Raw genomic sequence first — 17,018 nt, forward strand, 5'->3', positions numbered from 1 at the left:
CGGCGCACCTGCGACGAGGTGGTCGCGGAGGCGATGGAGGACGGCGACGGTCCCGCCGTACCGCCACGCCGTTGAGGTCGCACGCCGTGGCAGAGGAGACCGGCCACAGATCTGACCGAGCGGTGCGAGGAGTACGGGAAGTGCCGGCGCGACAGTCGGCTGGGTCCTGACAACCCCGCGCCCGCCGCGGTCGAGGACGCCTGCGCCGCACTGCGCGGACTGGCCGAGCGTGCAGCGACCTGCACATCGACGTCGACCGCATCGCGATCGGCGGGGCCATCGCAGGCGGCGGAATCGCCGTCGCCCTCGCCCTGCTCGCCCATGACCGGGGCGAGATCCGCCCGGCGTTCCAGCTGCTCCGCTGCCCCATGACCTGGTGTCTCCCAAGGCCGAGGTCTCCCGGGAGTTCTGGCGCCGGCAGGCACGAGCGCTGAAGGACGCACGGTGAGACCGACCGAGAATAAGGGCAGACCGACTCCGCACGGCGGCGGGACCGGGTGGCAAGTGGTGCCCGGAGGACGCCTGGGATCGTCGAGGCCGTCGGCACCGGAGTCAGCCCCCTTGCTTACTCCGTGACCTGCGCCACGTCGTCACCGACGGATTCAGCCGGGACAGGCGCCGGTACGTCACGGGCCGACTGCACTGCGACGGCGTAAGCCGCTTCCCGACGCCATCCACAAGACCTTGATCCAGAACGCCCGGTGTGACCTGGGATATACGCTTTGGCGCCCGATTATGCGTAGCCTGACCGACTGCTCTCGCCTGCAGTGGCGCGACACCGGTGCACGTTCCCTCGATCCTTCAGGAGACCTGTGCGTCCCCGAGTACTCTCCGTCCCTCGCATGGCTTCTCTTCCGCCCGCCGCTCTGGCGGGCGGCGCGCTGGCCGTGGGCGTCGGCAGCCTCTATGTCGCCGCGCTGCTGCTCACCGGCGGTGAGATCGGGGCGGGTACGACGGTGCGCGGCGTGGCCATAGGGGGCCTGACCCATGCGGAAGCAGCCCGGAAGCTGGAGCAGCACTTGCCGGCGGCCGGCCCGCGGAAGCTGGCCGTGCAGGTCGGCGACCGCAGGGGCACGGTCGATCCGCGGCAGGCGGGGCTCACCTTCGACATCGAGGAAACCCTGGACCGGGCGACGTCCACCGGAAACGATCCGGTCAGCTTGATCGGCGGGCTGTTCCGCTCGGGCGGCGACCTGGAGCCGGTCGTGCGGGTCGACAGGGACAAGGCCCGTGCGGCCGTCGGGAAGCTGGCGGAGACCCTCGATGAGAAGGTCCGTGACGGCGCCGTCTCGTTCGACGCAGGCCGCGTCGTCCAGACCGCCCCGCGCACCGGGTACGCGCTGGACGTGGACGCCGCGATCGGCGCTCTGCGCGCCCCCTTCCTCCGCGGCGAGGCTGACTCGGTGACGGTGCTGCCCGCACGCGAGACCAAGCCGAGAGTCACGGCGGCGGAGATGCGACGGGCGGTGCGTGAGTTCGCGCAGCCGGCGATGTCGGCACCGGTCACACTCAGTGCGGGTGGCAGGCGGTTCACGATCACCCCGGCCGTGCTGGGCGAGTCCCTGACGATGCGGCCGGACGACGCAGGCAGGCTCACCCCGAAGCTCGACAGCAAGGGCCTGCGCGCCGCCCCCGCGGTGACCGCCGCTCTGAAGGATCTCCCCGCGACCCCCCGAAACGCCCGGCTGGGGCTCGAGGGCGACCAGGTCGTGGTGGCCGCCGACGCCAGATACGGCATAGAGGTCACCGACAAGGCCCTGAGCAAGGCTGTCCTGCCTCTGCTCACCAAGTCGGACGCCACCGCCCGTACCGCCCAGGTGGCCACGCGCCAGATCCAGCCGGAGGTCACCCGTGAGAACGCGGCGCGTCTGGGGCTGACCGAGAAGATGTCCTCCTTCACCGTCAACTTCGAACCGGCCGCCTACCGCACGACGAACATCGGCCGGGCCGTGGAACTCATCAACGGCTCCGTCGTCATGCCGAACAAGACCTGGAGCTTCAACCGGACCGTCGGCGAACGCACCAAGGCCAACGGCTTCGTCGAGGGCATCATGATTCTCGACGACCAGTACACCAAGGCGCCCGGCGGCGGGGTCTCGGCGGTGGCCACGACCGTCTTCAACGCGATGTTCTTCGCCGGCGTCAAGCCCGTCGAGTACGGCGCTCACTCCTTCTACATCGAGCGCTACCCCGAGGGCCGCGAGGCGACCGTCGCCTGGGGCAGTCTCGATCTGAGGTTCGCCAACGACTCCGGCAACGCCATCTACATCCAGGCCGAGTCCACCGACACCTCGGTGACCATCACCTTCCTCGGCACCGACAAGTACGACGAGATCACGTCCGTCAAGGGGCCGCGCACCAGCGTGCAGAAGCCGGCGAAGAAGGTGAACACCTCTGAGAAGTGCGTACCGCAGACCCCGCTCGACGGCTTCGACGTCACCGTCGAACGCGTCTTCAGCGACGACGGCCGGGAAGTGAAGCGGGAGCCGTTCCACACGCGCTACAAGCCCCGTGACGAGATCACGTGCGAGGAAGAACCGAGCGAACGCCGGCCCTGAGGGCGCAACCTCGCCAGTCGCTTGCAGCCGACGGCGTCGGGACGACCGGTGCGAGTGGCGCACATCGGGGCAGCGCTTCACCCGTATGGCTCGAACTCCTGCTCAGAAAGTGCCCTGCACCGTGCGTTGATCGCGCCGGCGCCGGGGACTGCGTCACTGACGCGCTGCCGAGGACGCCGCTGTGCCGGGCATCGGCCGGTACCGCCTGGCCTCAGCCGAACAGGCTGTCCAACCGGTCTGCGAGCCGGCTGGTCCACGGCAGCTTCTGAGCTTCGTGGACGGCCGTCCACTGCGACTCCTTGCTGGGAGCGACGATCGGCGCGGTCACGAGCGGATGGTTGACCAGCCAGGCGAGCGCGAGACCGGCCGAGGTGACATCGTGCTCGGCCGCGAGGCGGTCGAAGGCACGGATCTTCACCATGACCTGTTCGTCGTCGAGGTAGCGGGCGTGACGGGAGGCGATGCTGGCGCGGCTTCCGTGCGCGGGCTGCTCCCCGTTGCTGTAGCGGCCGGCCAGCAGTCCGGTCGCCAGGGGGGAGTACGGGGTGTAGGCCAGCCCTTCGCTGCGCACGATGGGCAGCACATCCTGGTCGTCGCTGCGCGCCAGCAGGGAGTACTGGTTCTGGACCAGTTCGGGCCGGACGAGCTTGAGACGGTCCGCGGTCTCCAGCGCGGAGCTGAGGGCGGCCGCGTCGACGTTGGACAGGCCGTAGGCGCGGATCACGCCGCTTTCGACGGCGTGGCTGAACACCGGCAGTGATTGGTCCCAGGGTGTGTTCGGGTCGACCTGATGGGCGATGTAGAGGTCGACGCGGCCCAGTACCGCGACGCTGTGCGCGAGCTGGCGGCGCACGCGGTCGGGCGCCAGGTTCGGGCCCTCGGCCGTGACGCCGGTCTTTGTCTGGATGAGGACGTCCGCGTCCGGGTGAGCCGCATTCCAGGTGCCGACGATGCCCTCGCTGGCACCGGCGGCGTAGATGTCAGCGGTGTCCAGGACCTTGAAGCCCTCCTTGTCGAGGGCCCGGTCGATCAGCTTGTGACCTTCCTCCTGCGACAGGCCGATCCCAGGTCCCGTGGCTCCGGCGATCCCGCCGATTCCACCGGTGCCGAGCAGGAAGCTGCCGAGCTGCCTGCGGCGTTCCTCGGGGGTAGTGGCGATCCAGCCCATGTGGTGGTCCTCTGTTTGGGTTGTGGCCGCAGGGCGGCGCCTTGTCGGGGATGGTGGTCTCGAAAATCCGGCATACACGCCTGGCTCTGAACGGACGGCCCAGTGCCTCGCAGCGGCGCTCATGACGCGGGGGCGGCGCTGCGCCGACGGGTGGCACTCCGTGTGACGGCGCACCGTTGGGGCCGCCCCCGGGCTATGACCGGGTCAGGCCTGTGCGGCGAGTTCGTCGGTGAGCTGGGCGACGACATCGGGGAGGTTGAGTTCGGTCTCGCTCTCCTGCCCGAAGCCCTTGGAGATCATGAGGCCGATTCGGGCCTGGGCCGCCGGCGTCTGGATCAGCTCAAGGATGGTGCGGAACGACTGCAGCAGCTCGCCCTCGCTGGGAGGCGCGGTCCGCTCGTTGACCAGGCGCTTGGCGGTGGCCAGCGCCCTGCGCTCGAAGCCGGCGATGCGGCGGGCGAAGGCGTCCACGAAGGCGTCGAGTTCGCTGTCGGGCACCGAGCGGTTGATCCAGCCGTAGAGCTCGGCGGTGTCGGCGTCGTAGTCCTCGCCGCCGACCGCGATTTCCAGTGCCCGGGAGCGGCCGACCAGGCGCGGCAGCCAGTCGAGGCCGCCGCCGCCGGGCACCACGCCCGTGCCGATCTCGGTCTGCCCGAACAGGGCGCGCTCGCGGCTGGCGAACCGGATGTCGCAGGCCAGCGCGAACTCGTTCCCGATACCCCTGGTGCGGCCGCGGACGGACGCGATGCTGATGACGCCCGCATGGGCCAGGCGGTTGACGAAGTGGTGCCAGTCGGCGGACAGGTCGGCGGCTCCGGGCACGTCGGGCACCTCGGCCATCCGGACGACATCGAGGTGGGAGATGAAGTAGTCCGGGTTGGCGCTGTCGAACACGACGACGCGGACCTCCGGGTCCGTCTCCAGGTCATCGAGCAGCACCCGCAGGGCTGCGAAGGTCTCCGGATCGAAGAGGTTGATCGGCGGGTTCTGGAAGGTCACGCGCCAGTAGCCGGACGTGACCTTCTCGACGCCGAGAACGCCCTGGGTGGTAGTGGCAGTCATGGTGAAGCTCCTTCTGTGTGCGGGAGGGCCGGGGGCACGCGCCGGGTGACGGCGGTGCACTCCGAGGACGGCGGGGAACAGGCCCGGGCTTGGATGCCGGCTCCCTTCCGGTCCGGATGGCGCGGTGCACGGAGTACAGCGCTCCGCCTTAGTGAGTTCGATTAACCGACTCACATAACCACCGTAGCATAGCGAGTCCGAAAAACAGACCTACTTCCTTGGGGGCTTCCGCTGCAGGCAGGTCGCCCACGGCGGCCCTGGCTGCGGCCCGCGGCAGTGGCGCAGTGGAGAAGTACTGCCTGCGCGCGGAGCACTCCTCACTGCCTCGGGGACCGTCGGCACGGTGACGAGTCAGCCTTGCGGGTGGCAGGTCGGGCCGCACGGTGTCCCGGTCCCGGTCGCGGGAGGACTGGTGCGGCAAGGGCGCCCAGCGGTCGGACCGAGGTGTCCGTGGTCGGCGCCCGGCATCCTTGGACCTGTCGGGACGACCGATGTCACACAAGGCGACGAGGTGGTCTCCCCCTCGCCCCGAGGCCGTTCTGGAAAGGGTGCGCTCAGCCAGAGAAGGAGCGGACGGAGGGCTCGCCGCGAACCCCCGGCGTCACTGCGCGTACGTCTCTCCGCATGCCTGCAGCTCTCGCAGGGCGGGGCCCATGGCCTGGCCGGCTGGGGTGAGCACGCACTCGTCGCGCGGGGGGGGTGCTCGCAATAGCGATGGCGGACAACGAGTCCTGCTCGTTGCAGTTTGCGCAGTCGCATGCTCACGGAACTACGCGGGGCACCGGTGTCGGCCTGATTGTCCCGCCTGGACGCTCGTGCCACGCCGCCGACGAGGGCCGTGCCGGGTGGCACCGTTGTATTTCAGGATGCGCGAGTGTGCGGGGTGACGTGGGTCTCGCCCCACTCGCGCAATGCGGCCAGAACAGGAATGATGCCCTTGCCCGCCTGGGTGAGCAAGTACTCGTCGCGCGGCGGATGCTCTGAATAGCGGCGGCGCTCGACCAGTCCGGCCTCCTCCAGTTTGCGGAGCCGCAGCGCGAGCGTCTCGCGGGGCGCGCCGGTGTTCGTCCGGATGTCGTTGAAGCGGTGCACGCCGAAGCCCAGCTCGCGCAGGACGAGCAAGGTCCAGCGCTCGCCTACGACGCCGAGCGCATCGGCGATCGAGCACACGCGCGGCGCCCCGAGATTCGTTGGTTCGCTTCCCTGACTCACTCCTCCATAGTAAGGCCACCCCTGGTGCACAGGACCGGGCAGCTGGTTGCGCAGCGCGGGGGCTGCGCGCCCCTGTCCAGCCCCGGCCGACCTGTCCCGACTTTCGCCTGGGCGCTTCTGGGGCAGTGTCAGCGGACTTCGGGGGTGTGCCCGTGGCGGTGGGGTCAGGAGCCGCGCAGCCCCGGCGAGGACTGTGAGTGCCCGATGCCGACCAGGCCTGGCGCCAGGCTGTTCGCCTGGGTCATGCCCGCAGATCCTCCGTCAGGGCAGGCACTCGGCGAGCAGGTCGACGACGTCGCGCCAGGCTCGCTGCGCGTGCTGTGGGTGGTAGCCGACGCCGGGGACCGTGGGGTGGTCGACCGGCGGGTGGTGGAAGGCGTGCAAGGCGCCGCCGTAGACCGCGAGGCGCCAGTCGACGCCCGCGGCCTGCATCTCGGCCGTGAACGCTTTGCGTTGCGCGGGAGACATGATCGGGTCTTCCGACCCGACGCCGGCCCACACCGGGCAGCGAATGCGCGCCGCCTCGCCCGGTCGGCCCGTGGTGGTTGCGTTGACTGTCCCGATCGCGCGCAGGTTGACGCCGTCGCGCCCGAGTTCCAGCGCGATTGCGCCTCCGGTGCCGTAGCCGACGGCGGCGATCCGGTCGGGGTCGGTCCTCGGTTCGGCGCGCAACACGTCGAGCGCCGCATGGCCGATGCCCCGCATCCGGTCGGGATCAGCGAGCAGGGGCAGACAACGGCCCAGCATCTCCTCGGGGTCACCCAAGTAGCGCCCGCCGTGGAGGTCGAAGGCCAGCGCTACGTATCCCAGCTCGGCGAGAGCATCGGCCCGGCGGCGCTCGACGTCGCTGAGCCCCATGCCCTCTGGTCCGAGCAGCACCGCGGGCCGGCGGTCGACACCGGCCGGGAGCGCAAGGTGCCCGATCATCGTCAAACCGTCCGCCGGGTACTCGACCGTCCGCGTCGTAATCGCCGTCATGAGACTGGACCGTAGTGATCGTCGAGCCCGGTCCGGCCGGTGTTCTGCCGCTGGCAGAACAGCGCGGGTATCCCTCTGAAATGCGGCGAGGGCTGACAAGAACCGTCACCCAACGACGACCACACCCGCGCCGCCAGGAGCTCTCCCAGCTCTGCCTCAGCCGCAGAGAAGGCGGGGCCGCTCCAGGCGAGAAGTCCGGGTCGGCACACGGGGATCAGCCCGTGCTCCGCGCGATGTTCAGCGCGAGCGCCTGGAGGATCGCGTCGGTGGGTGTCTCGGGGTCCGTCCGGTCGTACGCCTCCGCGACCGTCTCGAAGGCCAGCAGGAGGCCGTTGATCAGGGCGCTCAGCGGCTCGGAGAGCTGGTCCAGCACGGCAACGCCGACCTCCGCCGGGTCCTCGGTGTCAGGGACGAGGAACTGCGTGGGGATGACCTCGCCGAGCAGGTCGGAGACGTACTCCGTCTCGACGCCACCGCGCAGGGCCGTGAGTGCCGCGATGGCCTTGAGCTGGATCTCGTTCTCGGTCATGTGTCGAGCGTAGGGGGAAGCGCGGGTACGACGCGCCAAGGCCGTGAGCGATCAGCGGATCGGTCGGATGTACTGTTCCCTCGCGGCTGGGGCGGAGCCTCGCCACGTTTGCCTCCGTCGGGCGACCGGGGCAGTTCCACCAGCTGGGCCGGTGATGACACCGCTGCAGGGCATATGACCACCCTTTCTCCTTTACTCACTGCTTCCCTGCGGGCAAAAGAGCAAAGGAAATCCAAGGAAAAGCATGGGGGGACAAAACTCTCCCTGCCAAGGGAGTCGTGCACGCCGTCATCGTCGACGCGAGCATCGGACGCGGCCGTATCAAGGCCATCGACGCGCGCGCCGCCGAGAAACACGCCGGTGTGCTGCGGGTGATCCACCACGGCAACGCGCCGAAGCTCCCGTACCGCGACAACGCCGGGTCCAACAACCCGCAGGGGCGCAGGCTTCGGGTGTTCCAGGACGACCGGGTGCTCTTCCACGGCCAGCCGGTCGCCGTAGTGGTCGCCACCACCCTGGAGGCCGCTCAGCACGGGGCGAGCCTGGTCAAGGTCCGCTACGACGCCGACAAGTCCTCGACCGACATCACCAAGGCCGAACCCGGCGAGCCGACCCCCTATGCGCGCGGGGACGCGGAAGCGGGGCTGAGCTCCTCGGCCGTACGACTGGACCTGAAGTACGAGCTGGCGCGCAACCACCACAACCCGATGGAGCCGCATGCCACCGTCGCCCGATGGGACGGCAACCGGGTCACCGTGTGGGACAAGACCCAGTGGGTGGTGGGCACGCACGCCGGCCCGCCCCTGGTCGGCACGGTCATCGCCGTGCTCACCCTGCTCCCGCTCCTCGCGCTCGCCGTCCACGGCACCGCCGGCGGCAGTCGCATCGTGGCGCAGCACACTGCCCCGGCCCACGCGCTGGATGACCCTGCGGTGCGGACACCGTCGCCTCGCTGAGTCCGGTCGGCCCCACGACGAGCCGCCCGGGAACGTCCGGCCGCCGGACTCGGGAGGGTTGCCCGTGTGGAGGGTGGCGGAGCCGACGCCGGCCCTGGCCGACGCTGCGGGGCCGCAGGCCGTTGTGGCTGCGGCCCCGCTCGGGTTCTACGGTCAGGACGGGTCGCCGTACTGGAGGCCGCGTCCGTTGGTGCCCACGTAGACGCGGCCGTAGGTGTCGGGGTCGCCGGTGATGACTCCGCCGCCGCTGATGTTGCCCCACTGGTGGGCGTCGTCGTTGACGCGGACCCAGGTGGCGCCCTTGTCGGTGGAGCGGAAGACGCCGGTGACGTCCTTGACGGTGCCGATCAGGTACAGAGCCTGGTAGGCGGTGCCCGGGGCGGCCTTGCCGAAGCCGAGGGCGGAGGCGGACTGCACTGCTCCGGGCGCGGTGAAGGTACGGCCGCCGTCGGTGGAGTGCAGCAGCCCCTTGCCGCCTCCGGAGATCCACAGGTCCCCGGCGATGCCCGGGACGGCAGCGAGCCGGCCGGAGGGCAGGTTGGTGGCGCGGGCGGTGAAGGTCGCGCCGCCGTCGGTGCTGGCGTGGAGGGTGCCGTCGGCCAGTGAGTAGAAGGTCTTGGCCGAGGAGCGGTCGGCGACGACCACGGCTCCGTTGCCCAGTCCGTTGACCTTCGACCAGCTCGCCCCCTTGTCGGTCGAGCGGTACGGGGCCTGGCCGGCCTCGGTCCAGACGATGGCGGAGCCATCCGCGGAGAGCGCCACCTGCCCGCTGTCGGCGCTGCCCACCGGCTCCGACGTGAACCCGGTCCAGTTGCCGCCGCCGTCGGTGGAGTAGGCGCCGTCCTGCTTGCCGCCACGGCCGACGCGGACCATCAGCGAGGGGTTGGACTGGGCGAAATCGATGTCGGTGCTGGTGATCATCATCGGGTTGTCCAGCCGCCCGGCGGGCACCTTGGTCAGGGAGTTGGAGGAGCCGTAGTGGAAGCCGCCCAGGTCACCCACGGAGGAGACGACGGTCGCGCCGCCGGGCGGAGCGACCGCGTCCTGCACCGCGGTCTCCTCCAGCCCTCGGGCTCCGATGATCCAGTGGCTGGTGCCGCCGTTGTCGGTGGCGGCCGCGTCCTTGCTGCGCCAGATGCCGCTGCCGGTGCCGTACAGCACGTGCCCGGAGTTGAAGGGATCGATGGCCAGGGCGGTCATCCAGTGCCCGGTTCCGGTACCGACGTAGGGAGCGGCGGAGGCGTCCCGCACGGACTTGTCCGCCAGCGCCTTCCAGGTCGTAGCGCCGTCGGTGGTCCGGTAGATCTCGTCCTCGGGCCACCAGCGGTCGAGGGTGGTGACCATCACCGTGGACGGCTTCTGCGGGTCGACGGCCAGACCGGAGAACCCGTAACTGCCCTGGGACGGCGAGACGTTCTTCCACGCCCCGCCGGCCGGCGTGTACTTCCACACCGAGCCCGCGGTCACGCCGTTGGGTCCGACGACGTCGGTGTACGTCAGGTACAGCGAGCCGTCACCGGAGAGCACGCCGTGCTGCGGCAGCTGGCCGGTGGGCTGTCCGGAGACGGCCTTCCAGGTGCTGCCGCCGTCGGTGGAGCGGTACAGGGAGGTGGACTTGTCGGCGACACCGGCATAGACCGTCTTGCTGTCCTTCGGGTCGTACGTCACGAAGGAGATGCCCGCGCCGCTGCTCGCCCCGTCCTTGACGGGGAACGAGGAGACCTGACTCCAGGTCACACCGTGGTCGCTGCTGCGCCACAGACCGTTCTTGCGGGTACCCAGCAGCAGGGTCCCGTTGTCCGAGGGGTTGATCACCAGCCGTTCGCCCGCCCCGCGGCCGTCCTCGTTGGCGCCCAGCTTGAAGGGCAGGTCGGTGCGCTCGAAGGTGCGGCCACGGTCCGTGGAGCGCAGGATCGAGGCGTTGCCCGCCCAGCCGTTGGTGTAGGTGCCCGCCGCGACGTAGAGCCGCTCGGGGGCGACGGGGTCGGTGGCCATCGAGTCGATGCCGAGCAGGTTCCAGTCCTTCTCGCCGACCCAGTCGGTCAGCGGGATCCACTGCTCGGCCGCGGCGTCCCAGCGGTAGGCGCCGCCCATGTCGGTGCGCGCGTACAGCAGGCCCTTCTCGCGCGGGTTGAACACCAGTCCGGTGACGTAACCGCCGCCCACCACCTGGGCGTTCTTCCAGGCGTACGGTCCGGCCGCGGCCGTGGTCTGCGCGCCGCCGCTCCCGGCCACCTGCGTCTCGGCCACCTTCACCAGCTTCCACTGCTGGTTGGCGCTGCCCTTGCCCGGATACTGGATCAGTGGCGCGCCGTCGGCCTTGGAACCTCCGGCCACGTCCAGGACGTGGCCGCTCCTGCGGGAGGTGAGGGTGACGGCGCCGCTCACATCGTCGATCCGCCACTCCTGGGAGGTGGAGGAACTGTCGCTCTGCTGCTCGACGGCCGCCGACCTGGCGGTCGAACTGCCCGCCACGCCCAGCACTTTGCCGCTGTTGCGGTTCACCAGCTCGTAGTAGCCGTCCCCGGTGGGCTTCAGCCTCCACTGCTGGTTGGTCGTGCCCTGGTCGGTCCACTGCTGGATACGGGTGCCGTCGGCCGTGGAGAAGGCGTTGACGTCCATCACCTTGCCGCTGCGAACGGAGACCAGCCGATAGTAGGCATTGCCGTCGACGGTCGCGGCCTGCGAGTCCTCCTGCGCGAACAGGAGATAGGGCACGACCATGGCGGGGACGCCGATCACCAGGCCGGTCGCGGTCCAGCGACGGCGGTGACGCCCGCGGCGCTCGCCGTTCGTGGGGTTGTTCATCGGGAAGGTGTTCTCCTTGCGTGCCGTTCACCGAAAGAAAAGCCGGATCCAGCTACCGGAGTGGCCGGATCCGACTCCTTGTCGTCACAGGCCCCGCAAAGGTTGCCGTGAGCCGAAAACATGGGGTCTCGCTCCTTCGGTACGGCGGGCCGGTGAGCGCCCGGCCCGCAGCACCGACCGTGGGGGCGCCCGCGCAGGGGCGGGAGAGGACGGTTCCTCCAGGGATCGGCCGTCCCTGCCTCGATCGTCGGCGGCGCTGCCCGGCCCGGAGGTGGACGCGGTGCGGGAGGAGGACAGACACGGGTGCACAGCGTGGGGTCAGCTGACGGCGTGCAGACCAGCGGGCCACACGAGTGTGGTGGCTGCCCAGGTGAAGCCGGCCCCGAAGGCGGCCACGAGGACTCGTTGGCCGGCGGTGAGTTGTCCGTTCGCTGCGGCATGAGTCAGAAGCAGGGGGACGGAGGCTGCGGAGGTGTTGCCGACGCGCGCGATGTTGGACGGGACAGCCTCGGGCGGAAGCTCCAGCGCATCGGCAACCGCCGCACTGATGCGCGCGTTCGCCTGGTGCACGATCAGACGGTCGATGTCCTGCACGGTCCATCCAGCAACAGTGGCGGCGTCCCGGGAGACCTGGCTCAGGTGGCGCACCGCGTGGCGGAGCACGACATTGCCCCGCATGTGTACGTACCGGCCCGCTTCGTCGCCCGGCGGGAGGCCGGGGAATCGGCGTGAGCCCCCTTCGGGGACGTAGATGGCGTCGGCGTGCTCGCCATCGCTGCCCCAGGCCACCGGCCCGAGGGTCCCGGGCTCGCCTGCCCGTCCTGCCCCCAGCACCGCCGCGCCCGCCCCGTCGCCGAAGATCGGCGCAGTGGAGCGGTCGGCGGGGTCGATGATGGCCGACATGGTCTCTGCTCCCACGACCAGGACGGTCTGGGCGGTGCCTGCCTGAATCAGTGCGGCTGCCACGGACGTCGCGTAGACGAAACCGGAGCAGCCGGCCGCGAGGTCGAATGCGGGTACGTGGCGCAGGCCGAGTCTGTGGGCCACCGTCGGCGCGGTCGCGGGTACAGGGTGGTCGGGTGTGGTGGTGGCCAGCACCAGCGCGTCGACATGGTCCACTCCTGCCGATTTCATGGCGCGCAGACCTGCTTCCACCGCCATGTCGCTGGTCGCCGTGGCGGGGTCGGCGATGTGTCGTGTGGTGATGCCGATGCGCGTGCGGATCCACTCCGCGGAGGTGTCCAGACGCGTGCACAACTCCGCGTTGGTGACTTGGCGTGGCGGCAGCCAGCTGCCCAGGCCGATCAGTCGGGCCGCCGGCAGGGACGGTGAGGGCAGGGCGTCAGGTGAACTCACGCGGCTCACGGTAGGCAGGTGGGGCAGGGTGTTCTCGGTTGTTTCGGCGGTGTCACCCGTTTGTGGTGCCCGGAACCGGCCTTGGCTGTCCGCGGGGTGGTGATCGCCGCCGGCGGCGGCATGGAGGGGGTCGTCAGCCGGGCTGGGGAGCGGCGCGTCGGGCTACGAGGTCGACCATGTCCCCGACGGTGGGTGCCTGCGCGAGGTCCTCCTCGGGGATGACGAGTCCCAACTGGTCTTCCAGGGCCATGGACAGTGCCGTGACGGCCATGGAGTCGATGCCGGCCTGCGTCCGGGTCGCGTCCTGGGCGATGGGTGCCGCGGGCAGGGCGGCGTGGTGCACCAGGAGGTCTTTGATGAACGCGAAGTCGACGACGGCTGAGGGGTCCTCGCTGACCTCTGCGGGCGGAGTTCGCCGTGCTTGGGGTCCGCCCGACTGATTCGGCGGTTGCGGCCCTCCGCTGCGCGTCGGGGAAAGTTCCTCCGCCGCGTCGCTGAACAGTTCGGCAAGCGCGTGGAGTCCGGGAAGAGCCGCGTCGGTGACGAAACAGACGCTCGTCGTGTCGTTGTAGCTACAAGCGACGATGGATGCGGGCTGGTTGCGGGGCAGCCAGTTGAACGGCTGGATGTGGGTGATGGGGTGGCGGCCGTGGTGCAGCGGCCGGTGGATCGCGACGTACGAGGTGGTGATCGCTGCCCGGTCGGGTGTGGTGAGCAGGGTGGCCGCGCGGTGGAAGACCCGATTCGGGGTGAGGTCCATCAGTGACCTCATGGCACCGAGTCGGGCAGGGTCTTTGGTGCTTCGGGTGGCCTCGATGACCCGGTCAAGACGGCTGTCGGCCGAAGGGTCGTCGCAGGGCAGCGCGACGGGCGCGAACGTGATCAGATTCCCTGGCCGTTGGTCCTCCTCGGCTCGGCGCAGGTTGACCATCGTGAGGGCGGGCAGGCGCCTGCCGGCGCCTCGGGGCCAGTGGTCGGCGGACCATGTGCGCAGGGCCCCGCTCAGAACGGCCAGGAAGGCGTCGTTGGTGTCGCCGCCGCGCTGGGTCGCCGGGCCGCGCAACCGCTGCGTGGGCAGGTGCGCCCAGTTGACCACACGAGTGCCGTCGAGGGGTCGGGCGGGATCGTTCCAGACGTTGTTGGCGGCGCAGGCGGACAGCGTGCCGCGTAGCGTACGCAGGTACGCGCCGGGAGTGGGGCGGGCAACAGCTCGGACGGCGGGCGTCGTCGCGCCCCCGAACAGCGTGTGCAGGGTGCTGATGAGGCCCATGCCGTCCTGGGTGCTGTGGTGGGCCCGCCAGCAGATGGCGTAGCGGTCCGGGGCGTAGCCGCTCAGCAGCCATGCGTCCCAGAGGGGTCCCTGGTCGGGCAGTGGATGTGCCATGAGGTCGCGCAGGGCCGTGTGAAGGTGTGCGTCGCCGGTCGGGATGCGGCGCTCCCGGACGCGTTCGTGCAGGTCCGGGGCGGGGTCGTACTGCCAGCGCGCTGTGAGTCCCGGGCCGTGGAGGTAGTGGGTGAGGCGCGGTTCGAGGTGCAGGTGGCGGGCGATGTGACCGCGGAGTTCGCCGGCGTCGGGCGGGGTGCCTTCGAGGTGGAGGAGCACGCCGATCGTCTGGGACGTCGGAGGGTGGGTCTGAGCCATGTGGTGCATGGTCAGGTCCATGGGGGTGGGGGGCTGGGACATGTGCATGTGGCGTTCTCCGTGGAGTGACCGAAACAGCGTCAGAGAGCTGGGCTGGATGGATGGCGACGGGTCCGGGGTTGCTGGGCCGGCCGCGGCGAGGCAACTCGGGAAGGCCTGACGCGGCGGCTGAGGTGGGCCAGCGCGAGCAACGCGAAGGCGTCGGCGAGAACCGGCACGTGATAGGGGAAGGGGCGAGGACCCAGCATGTCGGGCGGCGACGCGACGCCGGCGGCGCTGTGGTGCCGCAACCGTTCGAGCAGGTAGTGGGTGGCGCGGGCGGCCGGGACCGGGTCGCCCTGGCCGGTGAGGATGATCAGGCCGTACGACGTGCTGATCGCGTCGCTCTCGCTGCCCTCCTGATGTCCGAAGCCCCCATCAGCCCGCTGGGCGGCGAGTACCAGGGAAAGGATCCGCTCGGTCACACCTCGGAAGGGGGAAGGAGGCCTCGGGAAGGTGTGGTGGATGGCGAGGTGTGCCCGAAAGAGGGTGTGCAGGCGGCTCCTGCTCCAGCCGGGTGGGAAGGAACCGTCGGGGAGCTGGCGCTCTGCCAGGAAGTGGAGGGCCGGCCGGATGACGCCGCGGTGCGAACCGCCTTGTGTGCTGAGCGCGTTGACAGCCGCGGCGGTCATGCACGCCTCGGAGGGAGTGCCCGCGCCGTAGGTGGGGAACCCGCCGTCGGCGCCGCGCACGGCGAGCAGGGCGTCCAGGCCACGCCGGATCGCGTCACGGTAGGCGTAGGGGTCGAGTTGGTGCAGGAATTCGACCGCGACGGTGGTGCAGTCCGTATCGGGCAGTCGCACGTGGTCGGTGTACGACCAGCCGCCGTCTTCGTGCTGCACCTGCGCAAGGTGTCGGCCGATGCGGTGCAGGACACGGCGGGGTGCGCCGGCAGCCTGGAGCGCGAGTCCCGAGGTGACCGTGGACCAGGTGTCGGTGTCGGTGACGAAGGGCATGCCGCCGTCGTCACGCTGGTGTCCGAGGGCGGTGTCCAGACCCTCGTCGACCATGGCGTTCATGCCCGGCACCGCTGCCAGGGCGTGCAGGACCAGAAGGTGGATGAAGAGGTTTCCCTCCCACACGGTGCCGCGCCGCCGAGTGGATGCCAGAAGGGCGAGATCACCGGCGTCTGGCGGCACTTCGCCTGCGGCCTGACGCAGGACGGCCTTGACTGCGGTGACCTGCACGGCGGCCCATGGGTGCAGCGCTTCCATGACGAAGGCCTCCGGGCGCCAAGAGGCCGGGTCGGGGGCTGCACCGAGAATGACGAACACAGCATGGAGCAGGGCTTGTTTGCGGGCACCGGCGAACTCAGCCACCTGGTTTGCGATCCCCTCGAGGATCTCGCGCCTCACGGGCGCGGTGTGCGGTCGCAGCGCGGTATCGGCCAGGGCCGCGTCCAACGGGTCGCCGGAGTTCCGGTGGCGCTCCAGGTATCGCGTGATGCGGGTGCGCGCGACGTCATGACGCTGCTCGTGCCGTCTCATGAGCGCCAGGGTGAGGGCGGATTCGAGGACCCGGCTGCGACAGACATCGCGAACGGCGCCGTCGGTTCCGACCCGCAATGTCAGGCGGGTCAGGAGTCGGTCGTTTCCGGCCGGAAGTTCGGCGGGCAGAAGCGACGCCGGCCACCTGGTGGTCAGTTGCTCGTGAGCGAGCGGTCTCATCAGTCGTGCGGTCCTTCGCGACGGGCACAGGGTGGACGGGCACAGGGTGGGGTCTCGTCAGTGGTGCGGTCTCGCGACGGGCACAGGATGGGTCACGGCAATGGGGTGGGTGTGCCATGGCGGTCCGGCGTCCATCGCGGTTCGAAGCGCCCCGTGACACCGAGCCAGAGCAGCGTCGCGGACACGAAGGATCGCAGCGCGTTCACATAGCGCCGTACCGCGGCCCGGTCGCAGTGAGGTACTCCTTCTCCCACGGTCAGTTCCGCAGCCAGTAGCTGAAGGTCGCACAGCCGGTTGTCCCGCATCCGCACCACACGCTCACGTGCGGTGGACATGGGGCAGCCGTGCTCACGCGCCCATACGGTGACCAGGTTCTCCTGCCGCGCCCGCAGGTCGTCCTCGGCCGATGCGAGGTCGTTGGTCCAGCCCGCCACGTCAGCCGCGGCCATGCGCAGCGTCTTCAGCCTGAGGTCTCCGCCAGGCAGGTCCGGCCAGGGAGCGTCGGCTGTGCACTCCACGATGGTGGCCATCGGCAACGCGGTGATGGTGCGGCGGCGCAGTGCGAGGTAGTCACCGAGCGCCAGTCGCGTCCGGTCGTCGCGGACCGCGGCCTCCTCGCAGGTGGCCGCGGCGAAATCGCGGTAGTCGGCGACGAACCGCTCCTGCCACTGCCGGGGCATCCCGGGAGCCGTGCGCTGCCACAAGTCGTCCAGGGCCGCCTCGGGCCCGCTGCGCACGTCCGCGCTACCGCCCTGGGTGAGCACTCGCAGAATCCGCGCGAACAGCGCACGCACCTCGTCGGGCCGTGAGCCGAGCCCGCTACGGTCCAATCGATCGTCGACCAGACAGATGAACGCGGCCCACTGCGCCGTAAGATCCCGCTGCGCCGCATCGGCCGCGGGCACGATGCCGGAGGCGAACTCCTCCAGCCGCATGGCGGCCAGGCGTTCCTCCTCGCCGACGTCGACGACCAGGCCCGTGTGCCTGGCCCATGCCAGCACCGGACCCTTCTCCTGGTGGGCCCGCGCGTCGGCCGACACCAC

Annotated in this window: 12 protein-coding genes and 1 pseudogene; 3 read left to right on the forward strand and 10 right to left on the reverse strand. The window is 70.3% G+C overall.

The window, feature by feature from the left end; genetic code table 11:
• Positions 1–293: 293 nt before the first annotated feature.
• Entirely contained in the window at positions 294–434 is a 141-nt protein-coding gene (locus P1P75_RS03065) for a hypothetical protein (RefSeq protein WP_319251616.1), read from the forward strand.
• A gap of 408 nt (positions 435–842) precedes the next feature.
• Positions 843–2,558: a VanW family protein gene (locus tag P1P75_RS03070; RefSeq protein WP_319251538.1), complete on the forward strand. Its 1,716-nt coding sequence runs from the start codon at positions 843–845 to the stop codon at positions 2,556–2,558.
• A 211-nt stretch (positions 2,559–2,769) separates the two neighbouring features.
• Here P1P75_RS03070 and P1P75_RS03075 read toward each other — a convergent pair whose 3' ends face one another.
• From P1P75_RS03075 to P1P75_RS03095, 5 genes are all read right to left on the reverse strand, one after another.
• Positions 2,770–3,726: an aldo/keto reductase gene (locus tag P1P75_RS03075; protein ID WP_319251540.1), complete on the reverse strand. Its 957-nt coding sequence runs from the start codon at positions 3,724–3,726 to the stop codon at positions 2,770–2,772.
• Between the two features lie 204 nt (positions 3,727–3,930).
• Positions 3,931–4,788: an enoyl-CoA hydratase/isomerase family protein gene (locus P1P75_RS03080; protein ID WP_319251542.1), complete on the reverse strand. Its 858-nt coding sequence runs from the start codon at positions 4,786–4,788 to the stop codon at positions 3,931–3,933.
• An 861-nt stretch (positions 4,789–5,649) separates the two neighbouring features.
• Positions 5,650–6,000: a helix-turn-helix domain-containing protein gene (locus P1P75_RS03085; protein WP_319251544.1), complete on the reverse strand. Its 351-nt coding sequence runs from the start codon at positions 5,998–6,000 to the stop codon at positions 5,650–5,652.
• A 261-nt stretch (positions 6,001–6,261) separates the two neighbouring features.
• A complete protein-coding gene (locus P1P75_RS03090) occupies positions 6,262–6,978 on the reverse strand; it encodes a dienelactone hydrolase family protein (RefSeq protein ID WP_319251545.1) in 717 nt (238 codons plus the stop codon).
• A gap of 214 nt (positions 6,979–7,192) precedes the next feature.
• Positions 7,193–7,507, reverse strand: coding sequence for a hypothetical protein (locus tag P1P75_RS03095; RefSeq protein ID WP_319251547.1), 315 nt, complete (start codon positions 7,505–7,507; stop codon positions 7,193–7,195).
• Between the two features lie 230 nt (positions 7,508–7,737).
• Here P1P75_RS03095 and P1P75_RS03100 point away from each other — a divergent pair.
• Positions 7,738–8,367: pseudogene (locus tag P1P75_RS03100) on the forward strand (molybdopterin cofactor-binding domain-containing protein); the annotation flags it as partial.
• Positions 8,368–8,616: 249 nt separating this feature from the next.
• Here the strand turns inward: P1P75_RS03100 and P1P75_RS03105 are convergent.
• The 5 genes from P1P75_RS03105 to P1P75_RS03125 form a co-directional block, all read right to left on the reverse strand.
• Positions 8,617–11,271, reverse strand: a complete 2,655-nt coding sequence (locus tag P1P75_RS03105) for an RICIN domain-containing protein (protein ID WP_319251549.1) — start codon at positions 11,269–11,271, stop codon at positions 8,617–8,619.
• Positions 11,272–11,589: 318 nt separating this feature from the next.
• On the reverse strand, positions 11,590–12,627 hold the full coding sequence (locus P1P75_RS03110; protein WP_319251551.1) for a beta-ketoacyl-ACP synthase III: 1,038 nt from the start codon (positions 12,625–12,627) through the stop codon (positions 11,590–11,592).
• Between the two features lie 133 nt (positions 12,628–12,760).
• Positions 12,761–14,269, reverse strand: coding sequence for a wax ester/triacylglycerol synthase domain-containing protein (locus P1P75_RS03115; protein WP_319251553.1), 1,509 nt, complete (start codon positions 14,267–14,269; stop codon positions 12,761–12,763).
• Positions 14,270–14,349: 80 nt separating this feature from the next.
• On the reverse strand, positions 14,350–15,795 hold the full coding sequence (locus P1P75_RS03120) for a prenyltransferase/squalene oxidase repeat-containing protein (protein WP_319251555.1): 1,446 nt from the start codon (positions 15,793–15,795) through the stop codon (positions 14,350–14,352).
• 272 nt (positions 15,796–16,067) lie between these two features.
• Positions 16,068–17,015, reverse strand: coding sequence for a terpene synthase family protein (locus P1P75_RS03125; RefSeq protein ID WP_319251557.1), 948 nt, complete (start codon positions 17,013–17,015; stop codon positions 16,068–16,070).
• Positions 17,016–17,018 lie beyond the last annotated feature (3 nt).

The sequence above is a fragment of the Streptomyces sp. ID05-39B genome (assembly GCF_033794725.1).
GTDB lineage: Bacteria > Actinomycetota > Actinomycetes > Streptomycetales > Streptomycetaceae > Streptomyces > Streptomyces bobili.

Coding starts and splice junctions, on each gene's coding strand:
- P1P75_RS03075 (WP_319251540.1), bottom strand. CDS start 3,726: ATGGGCTGGATCGCCACTACCCCCGAGGAACGCCGCAGGCAGCTCGGC.
- P1P75_RS03080 (WP_319251542.1), bottom strand. CDS start 4,788: ATGACTGCCACTACCACCCAGGGCGTTCTCGGCGTCGAGAAGGTCACG.
- P1P75_RS03090 (WP_319251545.1), bottom strand. CDS start 6,978: ATGACGGCGATTACGACGCGGACGGTCGAGTACCCGGCGGACGGTTTG.
- P1P75_RS03120 (WP_319251555.1), bottom strand. CDS start 15,795: ATGAGACGGCACGAGCAGCGTCATGACGTCGCGCGCACCCGCATCACG.
- P1P75_RS03070 (WP_319251538.1), top strand. CDS start 843: ATGGCTTCTCTTCCGCCCGCCGCTCTGGCGGGCGGCGCGCTGGCCGTG.
- P1P75_RS03095 (WP_319251547.1), bottom strand. CDS start 7,507: ATGACCGAGAACGAGATCCAGCTCAAGGCCATCGCGGCACTCACGGCC.
- P1P75_RS03105 (WP_319251549.1), bottom strand. CDS start 11,271: ATGAACAACCCCACGAACGGCGAGCGCCGCGGGCGTCACCGCCGTCGC.
- P1P75_RS03115 (WP_319251553.1), bottom strand. CDS start 14,269: ATGGCTCAGACCCACCCTCCGACGTCCCAGACGATCGGCGTGCTCCTC.